Genomic DNA, 16,288 nt, shown 5'->3' with positions numbered 1-16,288 from the left:
GTGGACACTCCTGCGGTCGGGCCACTCAGAAAGGCTCGAACGTGGTCACGTCCTAATACCGCTTACCCCATAGCTGCTTTCTTTGGTTACTTTCTTTGCAGCAGCAAAGAAAGTGACTGCTGCCCCGCACAGGGGCGAAGCTTATAAACCAAAGCCAATACAAGTTTCATAGGAGCGCAAGCGCATCAAACGGCGTAAACCACAACCCCGAGCGCCAGCGAAATCCCTGTGTGACTGCCGCCCCGCACAGGGGCGTGCTAATAGACCAATAGGAAAGCAAGTTTCACAGAAGCCGAAGCGCATCAAACGGTTCAAAAAACACCAGACCCAAGCGTCAGCGACCACCTTGGGCGAAGCTAATCGAGCAATACCAAAGGGAATTTCATTCGTAGAAGCTGAAGGACATCAATGCGCGTGAGACAACGGCAGGCGCAGCGAGAACAACCCGCCAGGCGGCACCCAGAACACCCCTCCGTCGCGCGAAGCGCAAAATCTCAGTGCACATCGGGCGCAACCGTATTCCCGACCGCGGCCCCGGGCACACTCACCGCCGCAGCCGCAGGCTCATCCGCCTGCATGGCAGCGAGACGAGCGCAATCCCCCATCGGCAATCGTGCAACGACGATCCACGCAACCAGCATCGCCATCGATCCGAAGATCGCGCTGCCCGCCGCCTGCCCGACCAGCACGCCGATCGGCCCATGCTGAACGCCCATCGCCACGAACGGCAGCGTCCCGAGCGTCGCGCGGCCCCAGTTGAACAACGTCGAAAGCAATGGGCGGTCCAGATTGTTGAACGCCGCGTTGGCGACGAAGAGACACCCCACGAACGCATAGCTCGCGACGAGCCACGAACAGAACGTGGCAATGATCGTGGCCGTGACACCCTGCGCGGAAAACGCGCGGATCAGCCCGTCCTGGACGAGCGCCAGCACGAGCCACGCAAGCGCCACCGTGAGCAGCACGAACCCAAGGCTGTTGCGGATCGTCTCGCGGATGCGGTCCGCGCGCCCGGCGCCGAGATTCTGCGCGATGATCGGCCCGACCGCGCCCGCCAGCGCATAGATCAGCGCGAAAGCGACCGGCGTGATGCGGTCGATCGTCGCCTGCCCGGCGATCGCGGCCGGACCGAAGCGCGCCATCGCATGCGTGACATAGGCGCTCGCGACAGGCGTCGCCAGATTGGTCAGCACCGCGGGCAACGCCACCTTCAGGACCGGCCTGACGTCGCCCCACGAGCGCGCGAATCGCACGCGGCCGATCAGCCGGTTCACCGTCGCCGCGCCGTACAGGCCGACCGCGGCAAGCACGATGCGCGCGATCACGTTGGAAATCGCCGCGCCTTCCAGGCCGAGGTGAAGGCCGAAGATGAGGATCGGATCGAGCACCGCCGTCACGATCGCGGCCGACAACGTGACCCACATCGCCCGCCGCGCATCGCCGATCGAACGCATGAGCGCCGCCGTGCACATGCCGATGGCGAGCATCGGGTAGGTGGGCGCGGTGATGTGCAGGAACATGCGCGTGAGGGCGCGCGTCTCGCCGGTCGCGCCGAGCAGGTCGAGTATCGGGTCGAGCAGGAGCAGCGTTGCCGCGGTCATGAGCACGGTCACACCGACGACGAAGACGAGACTCGCGGATGCCACCTGCCTCGCCTTCGTGCGCTGCCCCGCGCCCAGGAGGCGCGCAGTCGTCGCGCTCACGCCGATCGTCATCCCGATCGAGATCGCGACATGAAAGAAGTTGATGGTCCCGGCAAACCCGACCGCGGCCGCGACGGCCGTATCGCCGAGCAGCGACACGTAGAACAGGTTCGCGAGATCCACGGCGAACACGGCCATCAGGCCGACCGCGCCCGTGCCCGCCATCACGACGACGTGTCGCATGGTCGAGCCCGTCACGAAGCGGGCCGGCGAGGTCTGGGCGCGTGAGTTCATGGCACGGCGGAGGGTTGGATTTCCGCATCATGGCACGAACGCTTGCGGGTGTGGCGACCCCGACCTGCGCACGCGGCGGCATGCCGATTCGCCTGGATACTTCCAGCCGCCGCCCCCACGTGTCCGGCCGCCCCCCGCGTCACCCGCCTAACCCGCGCCGGTCAGCTCCTTCGCCTCTGCATCATCCGGTTCGGAGCGTGCCTGCACAGCCCGCTCTTCATCGGCCGAAGCAGCCGGCGCAGGTTCGTACCGATGCACGTCATGCGTGACGCACCCAAGGTCGCGGCTCGGAATCTCGAACCATTGCGGGTTGCCGAACGAGCGGCGGATGTCTTCGAGACCGCTCGTCCAGTGCTCGCCCATCGTGTCGTTGCTGAACTCGTAGTCCTTGTAGTGGCCTTCGAAGAACTTGTCCTTGTAGATGAGATGCACGATGTTGACGACGCCGCCATCCGCGGCCTTTTGCGCTTCCTTCATCAGCGGGTGCGTGCGCCGCACCTTTTCCGGAATGTGCTCCAGCAGTTCCTTGATGAGCTGCGCATGCTTCTGGTTCTGCGACACGAACGCCGTGATCGCGCGCGTGCGGCTCGAGTACTGGATGTCCTTGGCCCGCTCGGCGACGTCGAGAAGATCGCCCGGCAGCGTGCCCCTCGCGCTCCACAAATCGACCTGAAAGACGAGCGCGTCCTTGTGCTGCGACTCGCTGATGATCTCGGTGAGCGGCGTATTCGACACGAGGCCGCCGTCCCAGTAGTACTCGCCCTCGATCTCGACCGCCGGAAAGCCCGGCGGCAGCGCGCCCGACGCCATGAAGTGCTCCGGCGCGAGGCGCATCTTCGTGTTGTCGAAGTAGACGAGATTGCCCGTGCGCACGTTCACCGCGCCCACCGAGACGCGCACGTCGCCGTCGTTGATGCGATCGAAGTTCGCGTAGCGCAGGAGCGTCTCGCGCAGCGCGGCCGTGTCGTAGAAGCTCACCTGGTTCGGCTGCTTCTTCGCGAGGCCCGCGATCGGCACCGGCACGCGCGGCGCGAAGAAACCCTTCTGTCCTTCGGTCAGCGCGCGGGTGGCCGCCCACATGCTCGACCACTTGCGTGCGACATCCGGCAGGCCGAACACGGTTGGAACCAGCGCGCCGACGTGGCCGAACATATCGGCGGGCTGGCAGATGGTGTTCCAGAATCCGCGCAGCGCTTCCACGCGGTCCCCGGGCGCGTTGCCCGCGATGATGGCGGTGTTCAGTGCGCCGATCGAGATGCCCGAGATCCAGGTGGGCTCGACGCCTACTTCGGCGAGCCCCTCGTAGACGCCGGCCTGATAGGAGCCCAATGCGCCGCCGCCTTGCAGGACCAGACCGATTTCGTCGTAGGCGGGCAGTTCGAGATGGTTCGGCTGCGTGAGATTGTTGCGTTGACTGCGGCGCATGGTCGGCTCCTTATTGCATGAACCAGCCGTGACTGACCACGATCGACTGCCCGGTCAGCGCCGCCGATTCGAAGCCCGCGAGAAACGCCACCGTGTTGGCGACGTCGTCCACCGTCGTGAATTCGCCGTCGACGGTCTCCTTCAGCATCACGTCCTTCACGACCTGCGCCTCGGTGATGCCGAGCTCCTTCGCCTGCTCGGGAATCTGCTTGTCGACGAGCGGCGTGCGCACGAAGCCCGGACACACCACGTTCGCCCGCACGCCGCGCGGGCCGCCTTCCTTCGCGACCACGCGCGCGAGGCCGAGCAGGCCGTGCTTGGCGGTGACATACGCCGACTTCAGCTTCGAGGCCTCGTGCGAATGGACCGAGCCCATATAGATGATCGAGCCGCCTTTGCCGGACGCGTACATGTGCCGGATCGCGGCTTTCGTGGTGAGGAACGCGCCGTCCAGATGAATGGCGAGCATCTTCTTCCAGTCGGCGAACGCGTAGTTCTCGATCGGATTGACGATCTGGATGCCCGCGTTCGACACCAGCACGTCGATGCCGCCAAGCTTGCTCACGGCCTGCGCGATGCCCGCTTCGACGGCTTCCTCGCTCGTCACGTCCATCGACACGGCGAGCGCCTTGCCGCCCGAAGCTTCGATATCGCCTGCAACCTTCTGCGCGTTCGCGAGGTTCAGGTCCGCGATCACGACCGCGGCGCCCTGCGCAGCGAGCTTGCGCGCGCACTGTTCACCGATTCCGCTTGCAGCGCCCGTCACGAGCGCGACTTTTCCTTGCAACGACATGAGTGTTTTCCTTGTTGAATTACTGGTTGACCGCGAGCTTGAGCTCTTCGGCCGGGGCGAGGTAGTCGTAGGCGACTTCGCCGATATCGAGCGTGAGATTCGCGACGACATGCCGCGCACCCACGACCTTCTTCACGGGGAGCGCCGCGACGGGCGCGAGCGCATGCGCATGCAGTTCGAGCGCAGCGGGACCTTCCCATGCGCCGAGCACGGTCACGTCGCGCAGGAAGAAGCGCACCAGCTCGCAGATGCGCGCCGAGCCGTCGACGTGCGGGATCACCTTCAGAAGATAGTTGGGCGTATCGGCGAGCTTCCTGCGCTCGTCTTCCAGATCGAGCGGACGGTACTTGTAGCCCATCGAACCGGTCGCGATGCGTTGCGTTCCGTAGTCGAGCACGCCGAGCAGCGTGTCCTTGCCGTCGACCGACAGGCGCGGCGTCGCGAGCTTCTTCGGAAAGCCCCAGATTTCGCGTCCGCCCGCGATCGGGCCTTCGTCGTCGAGATACATCGCATGCGTGTAGCTCGCCTTGCGTCCCTCTTCGTCGATCACCGAGATGACCTGGCCGCTTTCCGTGTAGTCGCCGAAGCCGGACGAATCCGGCATGCGGATGAACTCGTAATGGACGAGTCCGGTGTCGACGGTCAGCGGTTCCGGCACGACGGCACGCAGCGCGTCGAGGTCCGTCTCGTAGGAGATGATGAAGTACTCGCGGTTCAAAAACCGGAACGGGGGACGAGGGTATGCCGGGTTGTGCACCGGCATCGCGAAGGCGTTCTTGCGGATTTCATCTGCGGTCACGGCGGTCGTCCATGTGGTTGGCGAACGCAGATGGTAGTGGCAATCGTGAAATGTCTTCAACGGCCACCGTGTCATAAACTGTCCGGCGCGGACGCGGCCCGAGTCCGCGCAACGACCGCCCGGCGCGGCTCAGAGGGGCATCGAAGACAGCCGCGGAATCATTTGATCCAATTACGCAAAAGATTGTTGCACTGCGACGACGCACGCGTCACTGCGTGGCGAACAGTCACGTAACCGACACGGCTTCGAGGAGAGATTGCCCGTATGCGATGCGGCTCAGGGTGCCGGAAGCTCCTTCACATAGCACGGATACAGTCTCTTGTCCTCGCGCGACCGTTCGAGGTCGATCGTCGCGATGACGAGCGGCGCTTCGTCGCTCGTGTGCCCCGTAAGCTGACCGTCAGACGACATCGCAAAGCCGTAGCCGCCGAAGGTCTGTCCGAGCGCGGCGACGCCGCGCCGGTTCGAACTGACGAAACACGCTCCCGACACGATGGCCGCCATCGCGCCCGCCGTCGTCCACCGGTGCAGCGACGTACCCGACGCGCGCGGCGTCACGATGACATCGGCGCCTTGCCGTCCGTAATGCCGCGCATGTTCGTTGAAGAAGAGTTCCGTGCAGAGCAGCACGCCCACTTTCACCGCGCCGATCTGCATGCACTCGAAACCCGGCGTGCCGCCGGCATACCACGCTTCCTCGAAGAAACCCGCTTCCTGCGGGAAATATTGCTTGTGATGAAGGCAGCGGTACCGTCCCGCTTCGAGCACGAAGGCCTCGTTGGCAAGGCGGCCGTCGAATGCGACCGGGCGCGACGAGATCACCGCGCCCGCGCCGAGATCGCCGAGGGCGGCGAGCGCCTTCTCGTGCAGTTCGACGGAGCGTGCGGCGGCGGCCGCATCGAAGGCCGGATGTTGCGCCGCCCACGGGCCGAACGGCATCTCGTTCGTGACGAGGATGTCGGCGCGGGCGGCATCGACCGAGCGCCGTATCGCGTCCCACTCGGGACCGTGCGCAAGCAGGTTGTCGGGCCACTGCACGTAGGCGATCGTTGCGGTAGTCATGGACGGCTCGTGTTCGATGAGGTGAAGGGCCGCCTGCGGCGGCGCTCAGGTGGGGTCGAAAAGCTGGCCGTCGAGCGGTTCGAGGTTGCGCCATTTCACGGCGCTGAGGCGCTCGACGCCGTCCGCGTGGATCGACTTGATCATGACGCGCTGGCCCCGCGCTTCGCCGAGCACTTCGGCAACCCGCTCGCCGTAGCGAACGAGCGTGCCGCGCAACGGCGCGCGGCGGATCTTAGTGCGAGGACGTTTGACCGACATGAAGTAAACTGGATTGCGGCAACGCCATGATTATGCCGGGTTGGCGGCTGCGATTCGAGCCCGGCTCCGTCCGGTCCCCCTGTTTTCCTTTTGAATGATCCGCTATGCGCCGATTCGTAGTACGCCGGTCTTCCGTTCACGGCCGAGGAGTTTTTGCATCAACAACGCTTCGCGCCGGCGAGTGGCTGCTCGAATACAAGGGTGAAGTCATGTCGTGGAGAGCGGCGATCGCGCGTTATCGCGCGAGCGTCGCGGAAGATGGCCACACGTTCGTGTTCGGGCTGGAGGGCGATCGCGTGATCGACGGCGCGCGCGGCGGCAACTCCGCGCGCTGGATCAACCATGGTTGCGAACCCAACTGCGAGGCGGTGGAGGACGGCACGCGGGTGTTCATCCGCGCGCTCCGGCGGATTCGCCCGGGCGACGAACTGCTGCTCGACTACCGGCTCGCCGTCGACGGACGCCGCACGGCCGCGGTGAAGCGTCTCTACGCATGCCGGTGCGGCGCGCAAGGCTGCCGCGGAACGATGCTCGCGTGAACGCCGCGCCTAGCGTGCCGCCGCGATCTGCCGCTCGATCCTGCCGAAGCGCACGACGGTCACGCCCGGGCGCAGTTGCCTGAGCGAAGGCATCACGAGCATGCAGTCCGCGTACGGCGTTCGCACCGGCTCGCCGTTCGACCAGCCGATCACGCTGCCGGCCTGCTCGAAGACTTCGAGGCCCGTGTAGGGCCCGGCGAAGCGGAAATCGAGGCTGTCGGCGACAACCGGTTCAGTCACGCGCACCACGCGCATCAGCTCGGGCTGCGGCACGATCCAGCCCTGCGGCAGATCCTGCGCATCGACGACGCCCGCGAGCAGCAGGAAACGCGCGGTGACGTCGCGGGCGACCGTGACGGCGCTCGTCTGCCAATGCTGGCCGCATTCGATCAGCAACGCGTTCCTGTCGCTCGCCGGGTCGCCGAAGCCTTCATAGTCGCGCATGCGGCGGCCTTCCGGATGACCTTCGTCGCAGATCACGGTGGCGGGCGCGCCGAGCCGCACCGACAGATCGACACCCTTCGCGAGCGGCCCCGCGACGATCAGCGGCGCGCTCTTCTCGTGCATCGAATGCAGGTCGAGGAGCAGGTCGACGGTATCGATCACGGGCCGCATCGCGCGGGCGCGTTCGAGTTCGCTCGACGTGCGCGACGTGTCGTCGAGCACGGCGCTCGTCCACACGCGGTTGAAGTCCTGGTCGACGAAACGCGCGGCATCCGGCTGTGACGCATCGAAGCGCCGGTAGGCCGCGACGTTCGCGAAGGCGAGCGTGAGCCGCCCGCGGCGCGGCCTGAGTTGCGCGCGCAGGAGCGCATCGACGACGATCGCGCCGCACACCTCGTTGCCGTGCGTGAGCGCGTTGATCATCACGTGCGGGCCGGCGACGCCCGAGTCGAACGTATGAACATACGCGACGCCGGTGTTGCCCTTCTCGTGGACGCCGATATCGGGAAACTGCACTTCGATCGGATAAGCGCCTGTGTTCATTCGAGTCCGCCCTGGCAGAGATAGTTGATCGAAAGGTAATCGTCGAGGCCGTACTTCGAGCCTTCGCGGCCGTAGCCGGATTTCTTCACGCCGCCGAAGGGCGCGGCCTCGCTCGCGAGCGGCCCTTCGTCGATGCCGACGTTGCCCGCTCCGAGCCGCCGCGCGACGCGATCGATGCGCCGCACGTCATGGCTGTAGCAATACGACGCGAGGCCGAACGGCGTGTCGTTGGCGGCGCGGATCGCTTCGGCTTCGTCGTCGAAACGAAAGAGCGGCACGACGGGGCCGAGCGTTTCCTCGCAGCACAGAGGCATCTGCGGATTCGCGTCGGCGAGCACAGTCGCGGCGGCCACCCGCTGGCCGTCGATGAAATTGTCCGGGCGGATCAGCCCGTTCAATCGAAACTGATGCGCCATTGCCTTCACTCCCTTGCTGTTCACGCGAGACGCGCCGCGATGGCCTTGCCCACTTCCGTCGTGTTCGCGCGGCCGCCGAGGTCGCCGGTATGCGGGCCTTCCTTCAGCACCGCCTCGATCGCGGCGAGCATCGCGTCGTGCGCTTCGCGCTCCGGGCCCTGGCCGTTGCCGAGAAAGTCGAGCATCATCGCCGCCGACCAGATCATCGCGACCGGATTGGCGATGTTCCTGCCCGCGATGTCGGGCGCGGAGCCGTGCACCGGCTCGAAGAGCGACGGAAACGCGCGGTCCGGATTCAGGTTGCCCGACGGCGCGATGCCGATCGTGCCGGTGCAGGCGGGGCCGAGGTCCGAGAGGATGTCGCCGAAGAGATTCGTGGCGACCACCACGTCGAAGCGGTCCGGGTTCAGCACGAAGCGCGCGCACAGGATGTCGATGTGCTGCTTGTCCCACGTGATGTCCGGATACTGCGCGGCCACCTCGGCGGCGCGGGCGTCCCACCACGGCATGCTGATCGAGATGCCGTTGCTCTTGGTCGCGACCGTGATCTTCTTTTCGCGGCGGCGGGCGAGTTCGAACGCGAACTTCAGCACGCGTTCGGAGCCCTTCCTCGTGAAGATCGACTGCTGCACCACGAACTCGCGCTCGGTGTTTTCGAACATCGTGCCGCCGATCGCCGAATACTCGCCTTCCGTGTTCTCGCGCACGATCATGAAGTCGATGTCGCCCGCCTTGCGGCCCGTGAGCGGCGAGGGCACGCCGTCGAAGAGACGCGCCGGGCGCAGGTTGATGTACTGGTCGAACTCGCGGCGGAACTTGAGGAGCGACCCCCAGAGCGACACGTGGTCGGGCACCGTGTCGGGCCAGCCGACGGCGCCGAACAGGATCGCGTCCACGTCGGCAAGCTGCGCCTTCCAGTCGTCGGGCATCATCTGGCCGTGCTTCGCGTAGTAGTCGCAGCTCGCCCACTCGATGTGCCGGTATTCGAGCGGGATGCCAAAGCGCTTGCTCGCGGCGTCGAGTGCGCGCAGGCCCTCGGGCATCACTTCCTTGCCGATGCCGTCTCCGGGAATCACGGCGATACGGTATGCGTTGCGGTTCATGCGGCTCTCCTGTCCGGGCTGATCGGGGTCGTGGATGGATACTGGATCGGGGTGAACGACGACTATTCTATTCAGTGTCTCGCGATCATGAACGCGACCATCCGTTCGGCGTCTGGCGCCTGAGTGCGCGGGGCTCGCGTCGTCGGCGAAAGTGCGGGTGTGCGTGGATTTTCTGAGCGAGGAGTCCAGCCGGGGTCCGCAAGCCGGTCCCGTCCGATGATGGCTCAGTGATGGTTCTGCGAGAAGAGCGTTTCGAGCGGGTAGTCAAGCGCTTTTGCGGCATGACGCCGGGTTCGTTCCTGCAAACCCGGCGGGCCGCGGCATCAGCCTGAGCGGCGCGGGTGGGGGCGTCACGCCTTGAGGCTCGCGCCGGCGGCGTCCTCGTTCGACTGGATCTGCAGCACCGCGTCGCGCTTGTCGAGCAGATGCTGGCGCAGGATCGTGGCGAGGCGCCTGCCGTCGCGGTCGTCGAGCGCCTTGAGCATTTCGTCGTGATCGTGGATCGCGCGGTCCCACTTCGGAATCTGGAAGTTCGAGCGGAAACGCAGCGCCTGCAGCCGCCGGTTCACGGCGACATAGGTCTGCCGTAATTGCGAATTGCGCGCGGCCTCGTTGATCTTGTCGTGTATCGCCTGATTGCGGCTGTAGTAGCCCGCCAGGTCGTTCTGCGCGCGGCACGCAAGCATCGCGTAATGCAGCGCCTTGATGTCCGCGATTTCGGCGGGCGTGATCCGCTCGCACGCCAGCTCGCCGGAAAACGCCTCCAGTCCGCTCATCAGTTCGAACGTTTCGCGCAGTTCCGCCTCGGACATCTTCCACACCGATGCCCCGCGATTCGGCGAAATCTCGATCAGCCCTTCGGCCGCGAGCACCTTCAGCGCCTCGCGCAGCGGCGTGCGTGAAATACCGAGCGTCTCGCACAGCTCGCGCTCGTTGAGCTTCTTTCCCGGCTCCAGCACGCCTTCCACGATGAAACGGCGAATGTGCTCCACCACCGTGTCGTGAAGCCGCTGGCGCTCGACCCTGGGCATCAGCGGAGCCAGCCGTTCGCCCGGTTCAATATCCGAATTTTGCATACAAAAATCCGATTTCTAGTTGCGACTATTCTAGCCTGCAGCGACCAGCCAAAGCTATAGCAGGGTAAACACCGGCAAATTTCACCTTGGGTCGGACGCCTCATGGGGATACAGTTTTTTGCATGCAAAATTCAACCGGAGGAGCCCCATGCTCAAGCTAGACTTTCACCCCGCTGGCCGACACTTCCTGCAGATTCCCGGACCCAGCCCGGTGCCCGACCGCATCCTGCGCGCGATGAGCTATCCGACCATCGACCATCGCGGCCCCGAATTCGGCGCGCTCGGTCTTGACGTGCTGGAGCGCGTGAAGAAGGTATTCAAGACCCAGCAGCCGGTGGTGATCTATCCGGCGTCGGGAACGGGCGCGTGGGAAGCGGCGCTTTCCAACACGCTGAGCCCGGGCGACACCGTGCTCATGTACGAGACCGGCCACTTCGCGACGCTCTGGAAGAAGATGGCCGAGAGCCTCGGGCTCAAGCCCGAGTTCCTGGGCTTGCCGGGCATCGAAGGATGGCGGCGCGGCGTACAGCCCCAGCTGATCGAGGAACGCCTGCGCGCCGATACGCAGCACGCGATCAAGGCGGTGTGCGTCGTGCACAACGAGACCTCGACCGGCGTCACCTCCGATATCGCCGCGGTGCGCCGCGCGATCGACGCCGCGGGCCACCCGGCGCTTTTCCTCGTCGATACGATTTCCGGCCTTGCCTGCGCCGACTATCGACATGACGAATGGGGCGTGGACGTCACCGTCTCCGGTTCGCAGAAGGGCCTGATGCTGCCGCCGGGCATCAGCTTCAACGCGGTGTCGCAGAAAGCGATCGCGGCGAGCGCGCAGGCGAAGCTGCCGCGCAGCTTCTGGGCGTGGGGCGAGATCATCGAGATGAACAAGACCGGCTACTGGCCGTACACGCCGAACACGAACCTGCTGTACGGGCTGTCGGAAGCGCTCGACATGATCCTCGACGAGGGGCTCGACAACGTGTTCGCGCGCCACGAGCGGCTCGCCGAAGCGTGCCGCCGCGCGGTGCGCGCGTGGGGGCTGGACATCCAGTGCGCCGATCCGGCCGTCTGCAGCCCGGTGCTGACCGGCGTGATGATGCCGGAGGGCATCGACGCCGACGCCGTGCGCAAGGTGATCTACGAGCGCTTCGACATGTCGCTCGGCACGGGCCTCGGCAAGATGAAGGGCCGCATGTTCCGCATCGGGCATCTCGGCGACTGCAACGATCTCACGCTGATGGCGACGCTCGCCGGCTGCGAGATGGGCCTGCGGCTCGCGGGCGTGCCGCTTGCCGCGAGCGGACTGCCCGCGGCGATGGCCTATCTCACGTCCGAGGCGAAGGCGGCGCTCAAGGCCGCGGCCTGAAGCGGCACGCCCGGCCGCCGGCCGGGCCCTCGAACCCTAGACCCTCATCCCCGTCCGGAGCAAGCCGCGCACAGAACGCGGCGGCCCGGGCGCGACGCACGACGAAGAAGCGCGCCGCTCCCGGCGCACAGTCAAGCGATAAAAATCACGGAGACAGACGATGAAACGGTTTCGTATCACGAGTGCGACCAGTATCGTTCTAATCATGCTCTGCATCATGTACTTCATCACGTACCTCGACCGCGTGAACGTGAGCACGGCGGCGGCGGGGTTCGGCAAGGAGTTCCATCTTTCGAACACGGAAGTGGGTCTGGTGTTTTCCGCGTTCGCGTATCCGTACCTGGTGTTCCAGATCATCGGCGGCTGGGTGAGCGACCGCTTCGGCGCGAAGCGCACGCTGATCTTCTGCGGTGCGCTCTGGGCGCTCGCGACACTCCTCACCGGCTTCGCGGGCGGCCTCGCGTCGCTGCTCGCGGCGCGCGTGCTGCTCGGACTCGGCGAAGGCGCGACGTTTCCCGCCGCCACCGCCGCGATGTCACGCTGGGTGGCGAAGGAAAAGCGCGGCTTCGCACAGGGCATCACGCACGCGGCGGCGCGCATCGGCAACGCGGTCGCGCCGGGCGCGATCGTCCTCGTGATGGCGACGTACGGCTGGCGCGAGTCGTTCTATATCTGCGGCGCGATCAGCCTCGTGTGGGTGCTCGTCTGGTGCTTCACGTTCACCGAGCATCCGAAGGACCACCGGCGCATTACGCAGGACGAGCTCGACATGCTGCCGCAGCCCAAGCCGAAAGCCGCGAACGTGCCGTGGAAGGCGCTCTTCAAGCGCATGATGCCGGTCACGATCGTGTACTTTTGCTACGGCTGGACGCTGTGGCTCTTTCTCTCCTGGATTCCGCAGTACTTCCTGCACAGCTATCACCTCGACCTGAAGAAGTCGGCGATATTTGCTTCGGCGGTGTTCTTCGCGGGTGTCATCGGCGATACGCTCGGCGGCGTCGTCACGGACCGCATCTTCGAGCGCACCGGCAACTTGAGGCGCGCGCGCAGCGTGATGGTGTCGGTCTGCATGCTGCTCACGCTCGTTTCGCTCGTGCCGCTGATGTTCACGCACAACCTCTATCTCTCGATGACGTGCCTCGCCGCCGGCTTCTTCTTCGCGGAGATGACGATCGGCCCGATGTGGGCGATCCCGATGGACATCGCGCCCGAATATTCCGGCACCGCGAGCGGCATGATGAACACCGGCTCCGCGCTCGCGGCGATCATCTCGCCCGTGCTGTCGGGCTTTCTGATCGACCGCTTCGGCAGCTGGGAGCTGCCTTTCGTCGGCAGCATGCTGCTGATGGCGCTCGGCGTGGTGCTCGCATTCCGCATGCAGCCGGAGAGCAGGTTCGCGCTCGGCGCCGCCGACAACACACGCCCCGCGCCGGGACTCGGAGTCAAGCCGTAAGGCGGGCTCGCTTCACACATCGAATGCAGGTTGCAACATGACGAACCCCACTTCACATCTGCTCGTCAAGCCGATCCATCTGGTGCCCTCGGCGAGCCGTCTGTCGACACCGCTTGCGCGGCGCCTCTCCGAGGCGATGCGCGGCGAAGTGCTCTTCGATGCCGCGAGCCGCGGGCGCTACGCCACCGATGCGTCGATCTACCAGATCACGCCGGTGGGCGTCGTGGTGCCGCGCGACCAGGACGACCTGCGCGTCGCGCTCGACGTCGCGAGGAGCGAGAACGTGCCGCTCCTCGCGCGCGGCGCGGGCACGAGCCAGTGCGGCCAGACGGTGGGCGAGGCGCTCGTCGTCGATACGTCGAAGTGGCTGAACAACATCGTCGACTTCGATGAGGCGGCGCGCACCGTGACCGTCGAGCCGGGCGTCGTGCTCGATCATCTGAACGCGTGGCTCAAGCCTCACGGGCTCTGGTTTCCCGTCGACGTTTCGACGGGCGCGCAATGCACGATCGGCGGCATGGCGGGCAACAATTCCTGCGGCTCGCGCTCGATCGAGTACGGCAACATGGTGCACAACGTCGCGGCGATCGACGCGATCCTCGCCGACGGCACCGAGGCGCGCTTCGCGTCGCTGCGCGAGGCGCCGCAGGGCGAGCGGCTCACGCGGATCGTCGATGGCCTGCGGGGCATCGCGGCGCGCGAGGCAAGCGAGATCGCCGAGCGCATGCCGAAGGTGCTGCGGCGCGTGGCGGGCTACAACATCGATCTGTTCGACTGCCAGAACCCGCGTGCCTACACCGACGACGGCACGGCCAACCTCGCGCACATTCTGGTCGGCTCGGAGGGCACGCTCGCGTTCAGCCGCCAGATCACGCTCAGGCTCTCGCCGCTGCCCCGGCACAAGACGCTCGGCGTGGTCAACTTCCCGACCTTCTATCAGTCGATGGACCTGACGCAGCACATCGTCAGGCTCGCGCCGTCGGCGGTGGAACTGGTGGACCGCACGATGATCGACCTCGCGATCGGCAACCCCGCGTTCAGGCCGGTGATCGAGAAGGCGCTGGTCGGCCGTCCCGAGGCGATCCTGCTCGTCGAGTTCGCCGGCGACGATCGCGCCGCGCAGTTGCAGCGTCTTGCGCAGCTTGCGGAGCTGATGAGCGATCTCGGGCTGCCGGGCTCGGTCGTGCAGATGCCCGATGCGAACGAGCAGAAGGCGTTGTGGGACGTGCGCAAGGCGGGCCTGAACATCATGATGAGCATGAAGGGCGACGGCAAGCCGGTGTCGTTCATCGAGGACTGCGCGGTGCCGCTCGAACATCTCGCCGAATACACGAACCGTCTCACCGAGGTCTTTCACCGGCACGGCACGGAGGGCACGTGGTACGCGCACGCGAGCGTCGGCACGCTGCACGTGCGGCCGATTCTCGACATGCGCCGCGACGGCGCCGCGAAAATGCGCGCGATCGCAGAAGAGGCCGCCGAGCTCGTGCGCGAGTACAAGGGCGCCTATTCCGGTGAACACGGCGACGGCCTGTGCCGCGGCGAATGGGTGGCGTGGCAGTACGGGCCGCGCATCAATCAGGCGTTCAGCGAGATCAAGAGTCTCTTCGACCCCGGCAACCGGCTCAATCCCGACAAGATCGTGCGTCCGCCGAAAATGGACGACGCGCGCAACTTCCGCTTTGCGCCGGGCTACCGGGAAAAGGCGTTCACGCCGTCGCTCGACTGGTCGGCGTGGAACGTGAGGCGCGATCCGCTGACGGGCGAGGAAACGGCGCCCGGCACGGGCGGCGACCTGAGCGGCGGCCTCGCGAAAGCGGTCGAGATGTGCAACAACAACGGTCATTGCCGCAAGTTCGACGCGGGCACGATGTGCCCGAGCTATCGCGTGACGAAGGACGAGCAGCACGTCACGCGAGGACGGGCGAACACGCTGCGCCTCGCGATCTCCGGGCAGCTCGGCGACGAGGGTCTCGCGAGCGCCGACGTGAAGGAGACGCTCGATCTTTGCGTGTCGTGCAAGGGCTGCAAGCGCGACTGCCCGACCGGCGTCGACATGGCGAAGTTCAAGATCGAGGCGCGCGCCGCGTGGACGAAGCGGCACGGCATCGGAGTGCGGGAGCGGCTCGTCGCGTTCATGCCGCGGTATGCGCGCTACGTGGCACGCGTGCCGGCGCTCATGGCGCTTGCCGAGCGTATCCCGGTGCTCTCGAACCTCGTCAAGCGCAGGATCGGTCTTGCGCGCGAACGCTCGCTGCCGCGCTTTCGCAAGTCGTTTCTCGCCGATGCCGCGTCTCGCGCAACTCCGCAGGCCGTGCGCGAGGTCATGCTGTTCGTCGATACCTTCAATGACAACTTCGAGCCCGAGAACGCGCGCGCCGCACAGAAGGTGCTCGAAGCCGCGGGATACAAGGTGCATTTCAACGTGCGCGAGGGCGAGCGGCCGGTGTGCTGCGGCCGCACGTTCCTCGCCGCGGGCCTCGTCGACGAGGCGAAGCAGGAAGCGCGCCGCATGCTCGACACGTTCAGGCCGTACGTGCAGCGCGGCGTGCCGGTGGTCGGGCTGGAGCCGTCCTGTCTCTTGACCCTGCGCGACGAGTTCCTTCAATATGGCTACGGCGAAGACGCGCTCGCGCTCTCGAAGCAGGCATTTCTCTTCGAGGAGTTTCTCGTGCGCGAGCGGGCCGAGGGCCGCTTCCAGCTGACGCTCAGGCCGCTTGACGCGCCGCGCGCGTGGGTCCACGGACACTGCCACCAGAAGGCGTTCGATGCATTCCGCCCCGTGCAGACGGTGCTCGGCTGGATTCCGCAGCTGGAGGTGAAGACGATCGAATCGTCGTGCTGCGGTATGGCGGGCAGTTTCGGCTACGAGGCGGAGCACTACGAGGCGTCGAAGGCGATGGCGGAGCTGTCGCTGCTGCCCGCCGTCCGGCAGGCCGATGCCGCCGACATCGTGGTCGCCGACGGCACGAGCTGCCGCCATCAGATTCACGACGGCGCGCAGACCGAGGCGCTTCACGTCGCGCGCGTGCTGGCGCTCGCGCTTTGACCGCAGGCCTGCCTGAACCAGGAGA

The 16,288-nt window shown here is 66.0% G+C and carries 13 protein-coding genes and 1 pseudogene; 4 read left to right on the top strand and 10 right to left on the bottom strand.

The features are described 5' to 3' along the window. Window positions 1–494: 494 nt before the first annotated feature. The 6 genes from BG61_RS24975 to BG61_RS24950 form a co-directional block, all read right to left on the bottom strand. Window positions 495–1,937 (bottom strand): MATE family efflux transporter, encoded by a 1,443-nt coding sequence (locus tag BG61_RS24975; protein ID WP_063741121.1) that lies wholly within the window; start codon window positions 1,935–1,937, stop codon window positions 495–497. Window positions 1,938–2,084: 147 nt separating this feature from the next. After that, window positions 2,085–3,362: a DUF3734 domain-containing protein gene (locus tag BG61_RS24970; protein WP_035934136.1), complete on the bottom strand. Its 1,278-nt coding sequence runs from the start codon at window positions 3,360–3,362 to the stop codon at window positions 2,085–2,087. A gap of 10 nt (window positions 3,363–3,372) precedes the next feature. After that, entirely contained in the window at window positions 3,373–4,155 is a 783-nt protein-coding gene (locus tag BG61_RS24965; RefSeq protein ID WP_035934135.1) for a 3-hydroxybutyrate dehydrogenase, read from the bottom strand. Between the two features lie 19 nt (window positions 4,156–4,174). Further along, the gene (locus BG61_RS24960) at window positions 4,175–4,954 is read right to left on the bottom strand and encodes an acetoacetate decarboxylase (RefSeq protein WP_035934133.1); all 780 of its coding nucleotides are present in this window, start codon (window positions 4,952–4,954) and stop codon (window positions 4,175–4,177) included. A 276-nt stretch (window positions 4,955–5,230) separates the two neighbouring features. After that, window positions 5,231–6,016 carry a carbon-nitrogen hydrolase family protein gene (locus tag BG61_RS24955; RefSeq protein ID WP_035934131.1) on the bottom strand — a complete coding sequence of 262 codons (786 nt, stop codon included), beginning with the start codon at window positions 6,014–6,016 and terminating at the stop codon, window positions 5,231–5,233. Window positions 6,017–6,061: 45 nt separating this feature from the next. Continuing rightward, window positions 6,062–6,274 carry a hypothetical protein gene (locus tag BG61_RS24950; RefSeq protein ID WP_035934130.1) on the bottom strand — a complete coding sequence of 71 codons (213 nt, stop codon included), beginning with the start codon at window positions 6,272–6,274 and terminating at the stop codon, window positions 6,062–6,064. Window positions 6,275–6,378: 104 nt separating this feature from the next. Between BG61_RS24950 and BG61_RS24945 the strand changes: the two genes are divergently transcribed. After that, window positions 6,379–6,813 (top strand): SET domain-containing protein, encoded by a 435-nt coding sequence (locus BG61_RS24945; protein WP_035934128.1) that lies wholly within the window; start codon window positions 6,379–6,381, stop codon window positions 6,811–6,813. A 9-nt stretch (window positions 6,814–6,822) separates the two neighbouring features. Here BG61_RS24945 and BG61_RS24940 read toward each other — a convergent pair whose 3' ends face one another. From BG61_RS24940 to BG61_RS24925, 4 genes and pseudogenes are all read right to left on the bottom strand, one after another. Beyond that, the gene (locus BG61_RS24940) at window positions 6,823–7,800 is read right to left on the bottom strand and encodes a M14 family metallopeptidase (RefSeq protein WP_035934126.1); all 978 of its coding nucleotides are present in this window, start codon (window positions 7,798–7,800) and stop codon (window positions 6,823–6,825) included. Then, window positions 7,797–8,147: pseudogene (locus BG61_RS24935) on the bottom strand (aldehyde dehydrogenase family protein); the annotation flags it as partial. The gene BG61_RS24940 and the pseudogene BG61_RS24935, both read right to left, overlap by 4 nt. Window positions 8,148–8,236: 89 nt before the next feature. Then, window positions 8,237–9,319: a tartrate dehydrogenase gene (locus BG61_RS24930; RefSeq protein ID WP_035934123.1), complete on the bottom strand. Its 1,083-nt coding sequence runs from the start codon at window positions 9,317–9,319 to the stop codon at window positions 8,237–8,239. Between the two features lie 350 nt (window positions 9,320–9,669). After that, the gene (locus BG61_RS24925) at window positions 9,670–10,395 is read right to left on the bottom strand and encodes a GntR family transcriptional regulator (protein WP_035934122.1); all 726 of its coding nucleotides are present in this window, start codon (window positions 10,393–10,395) and stop codon (window positions 9,670–9,672) included. A gap of 148 nt (window positions 10,396–10,543) precedes the next feature. Here BG61_RS24925 and BG61_RS24920 point away from each other — a divergent pair, with 148 nt between their 5' ends. From BG61_RS24920 to BG61_RS24910, 3 genes are all read left to right on the top strand, one after another. Further along, window positions 10,544–11,761 carry a pyridoxal-phosphate-dependent aminotransferase family protein gene (locus BG61_RS24920; RefSeq protein ID WP_035934120.1) on the top strand — a complete coding sequence of 406 codons (1,218 nt, stop codon included), beginning with the start codon at window positions 10,544–10,546 and terminating at the stop codon, window positions 11,759–11,761. Between the two features lie 160 nt (window positions 11,762–11,921). Beyond that, window positions 11,922–13,214, top strand: a complete 1,293-nt coding sequence (locus BG61_RS24915; RefSeq protein WP_035934119.1) for an MFS transporter — start codon at window positions 11,922–11,924, stop codon at window positions 13,212–13,214. A 37-nt stretch (window positions 13,215–13,251) separates the two neighbouring features. Beyond that, entirely contained in the window at window positions 13,252–16,263 is a 3,012-nt protein-coding gene (locus BG61_RS24910; protein ID WP_035934116.1) for an FAD-binding and (Fe-S)-binding domain-containing protein, read from the top strand. Window positions 16,264–16,288: the final 25 nt, after the last annotated feature.

It is taken from the genome of Caballeronia glathei (assembly GCF_000698595.1).
GTDB lineage: Bacteria > Pseudomonadota > Gammaproteobacteria > Burkholderiales > Burkholderiaceae > Caballeronia > Caballeronia glathei.
This window is presented reverse-complemented; position numbering and strand designations above follow the sequence as displayed.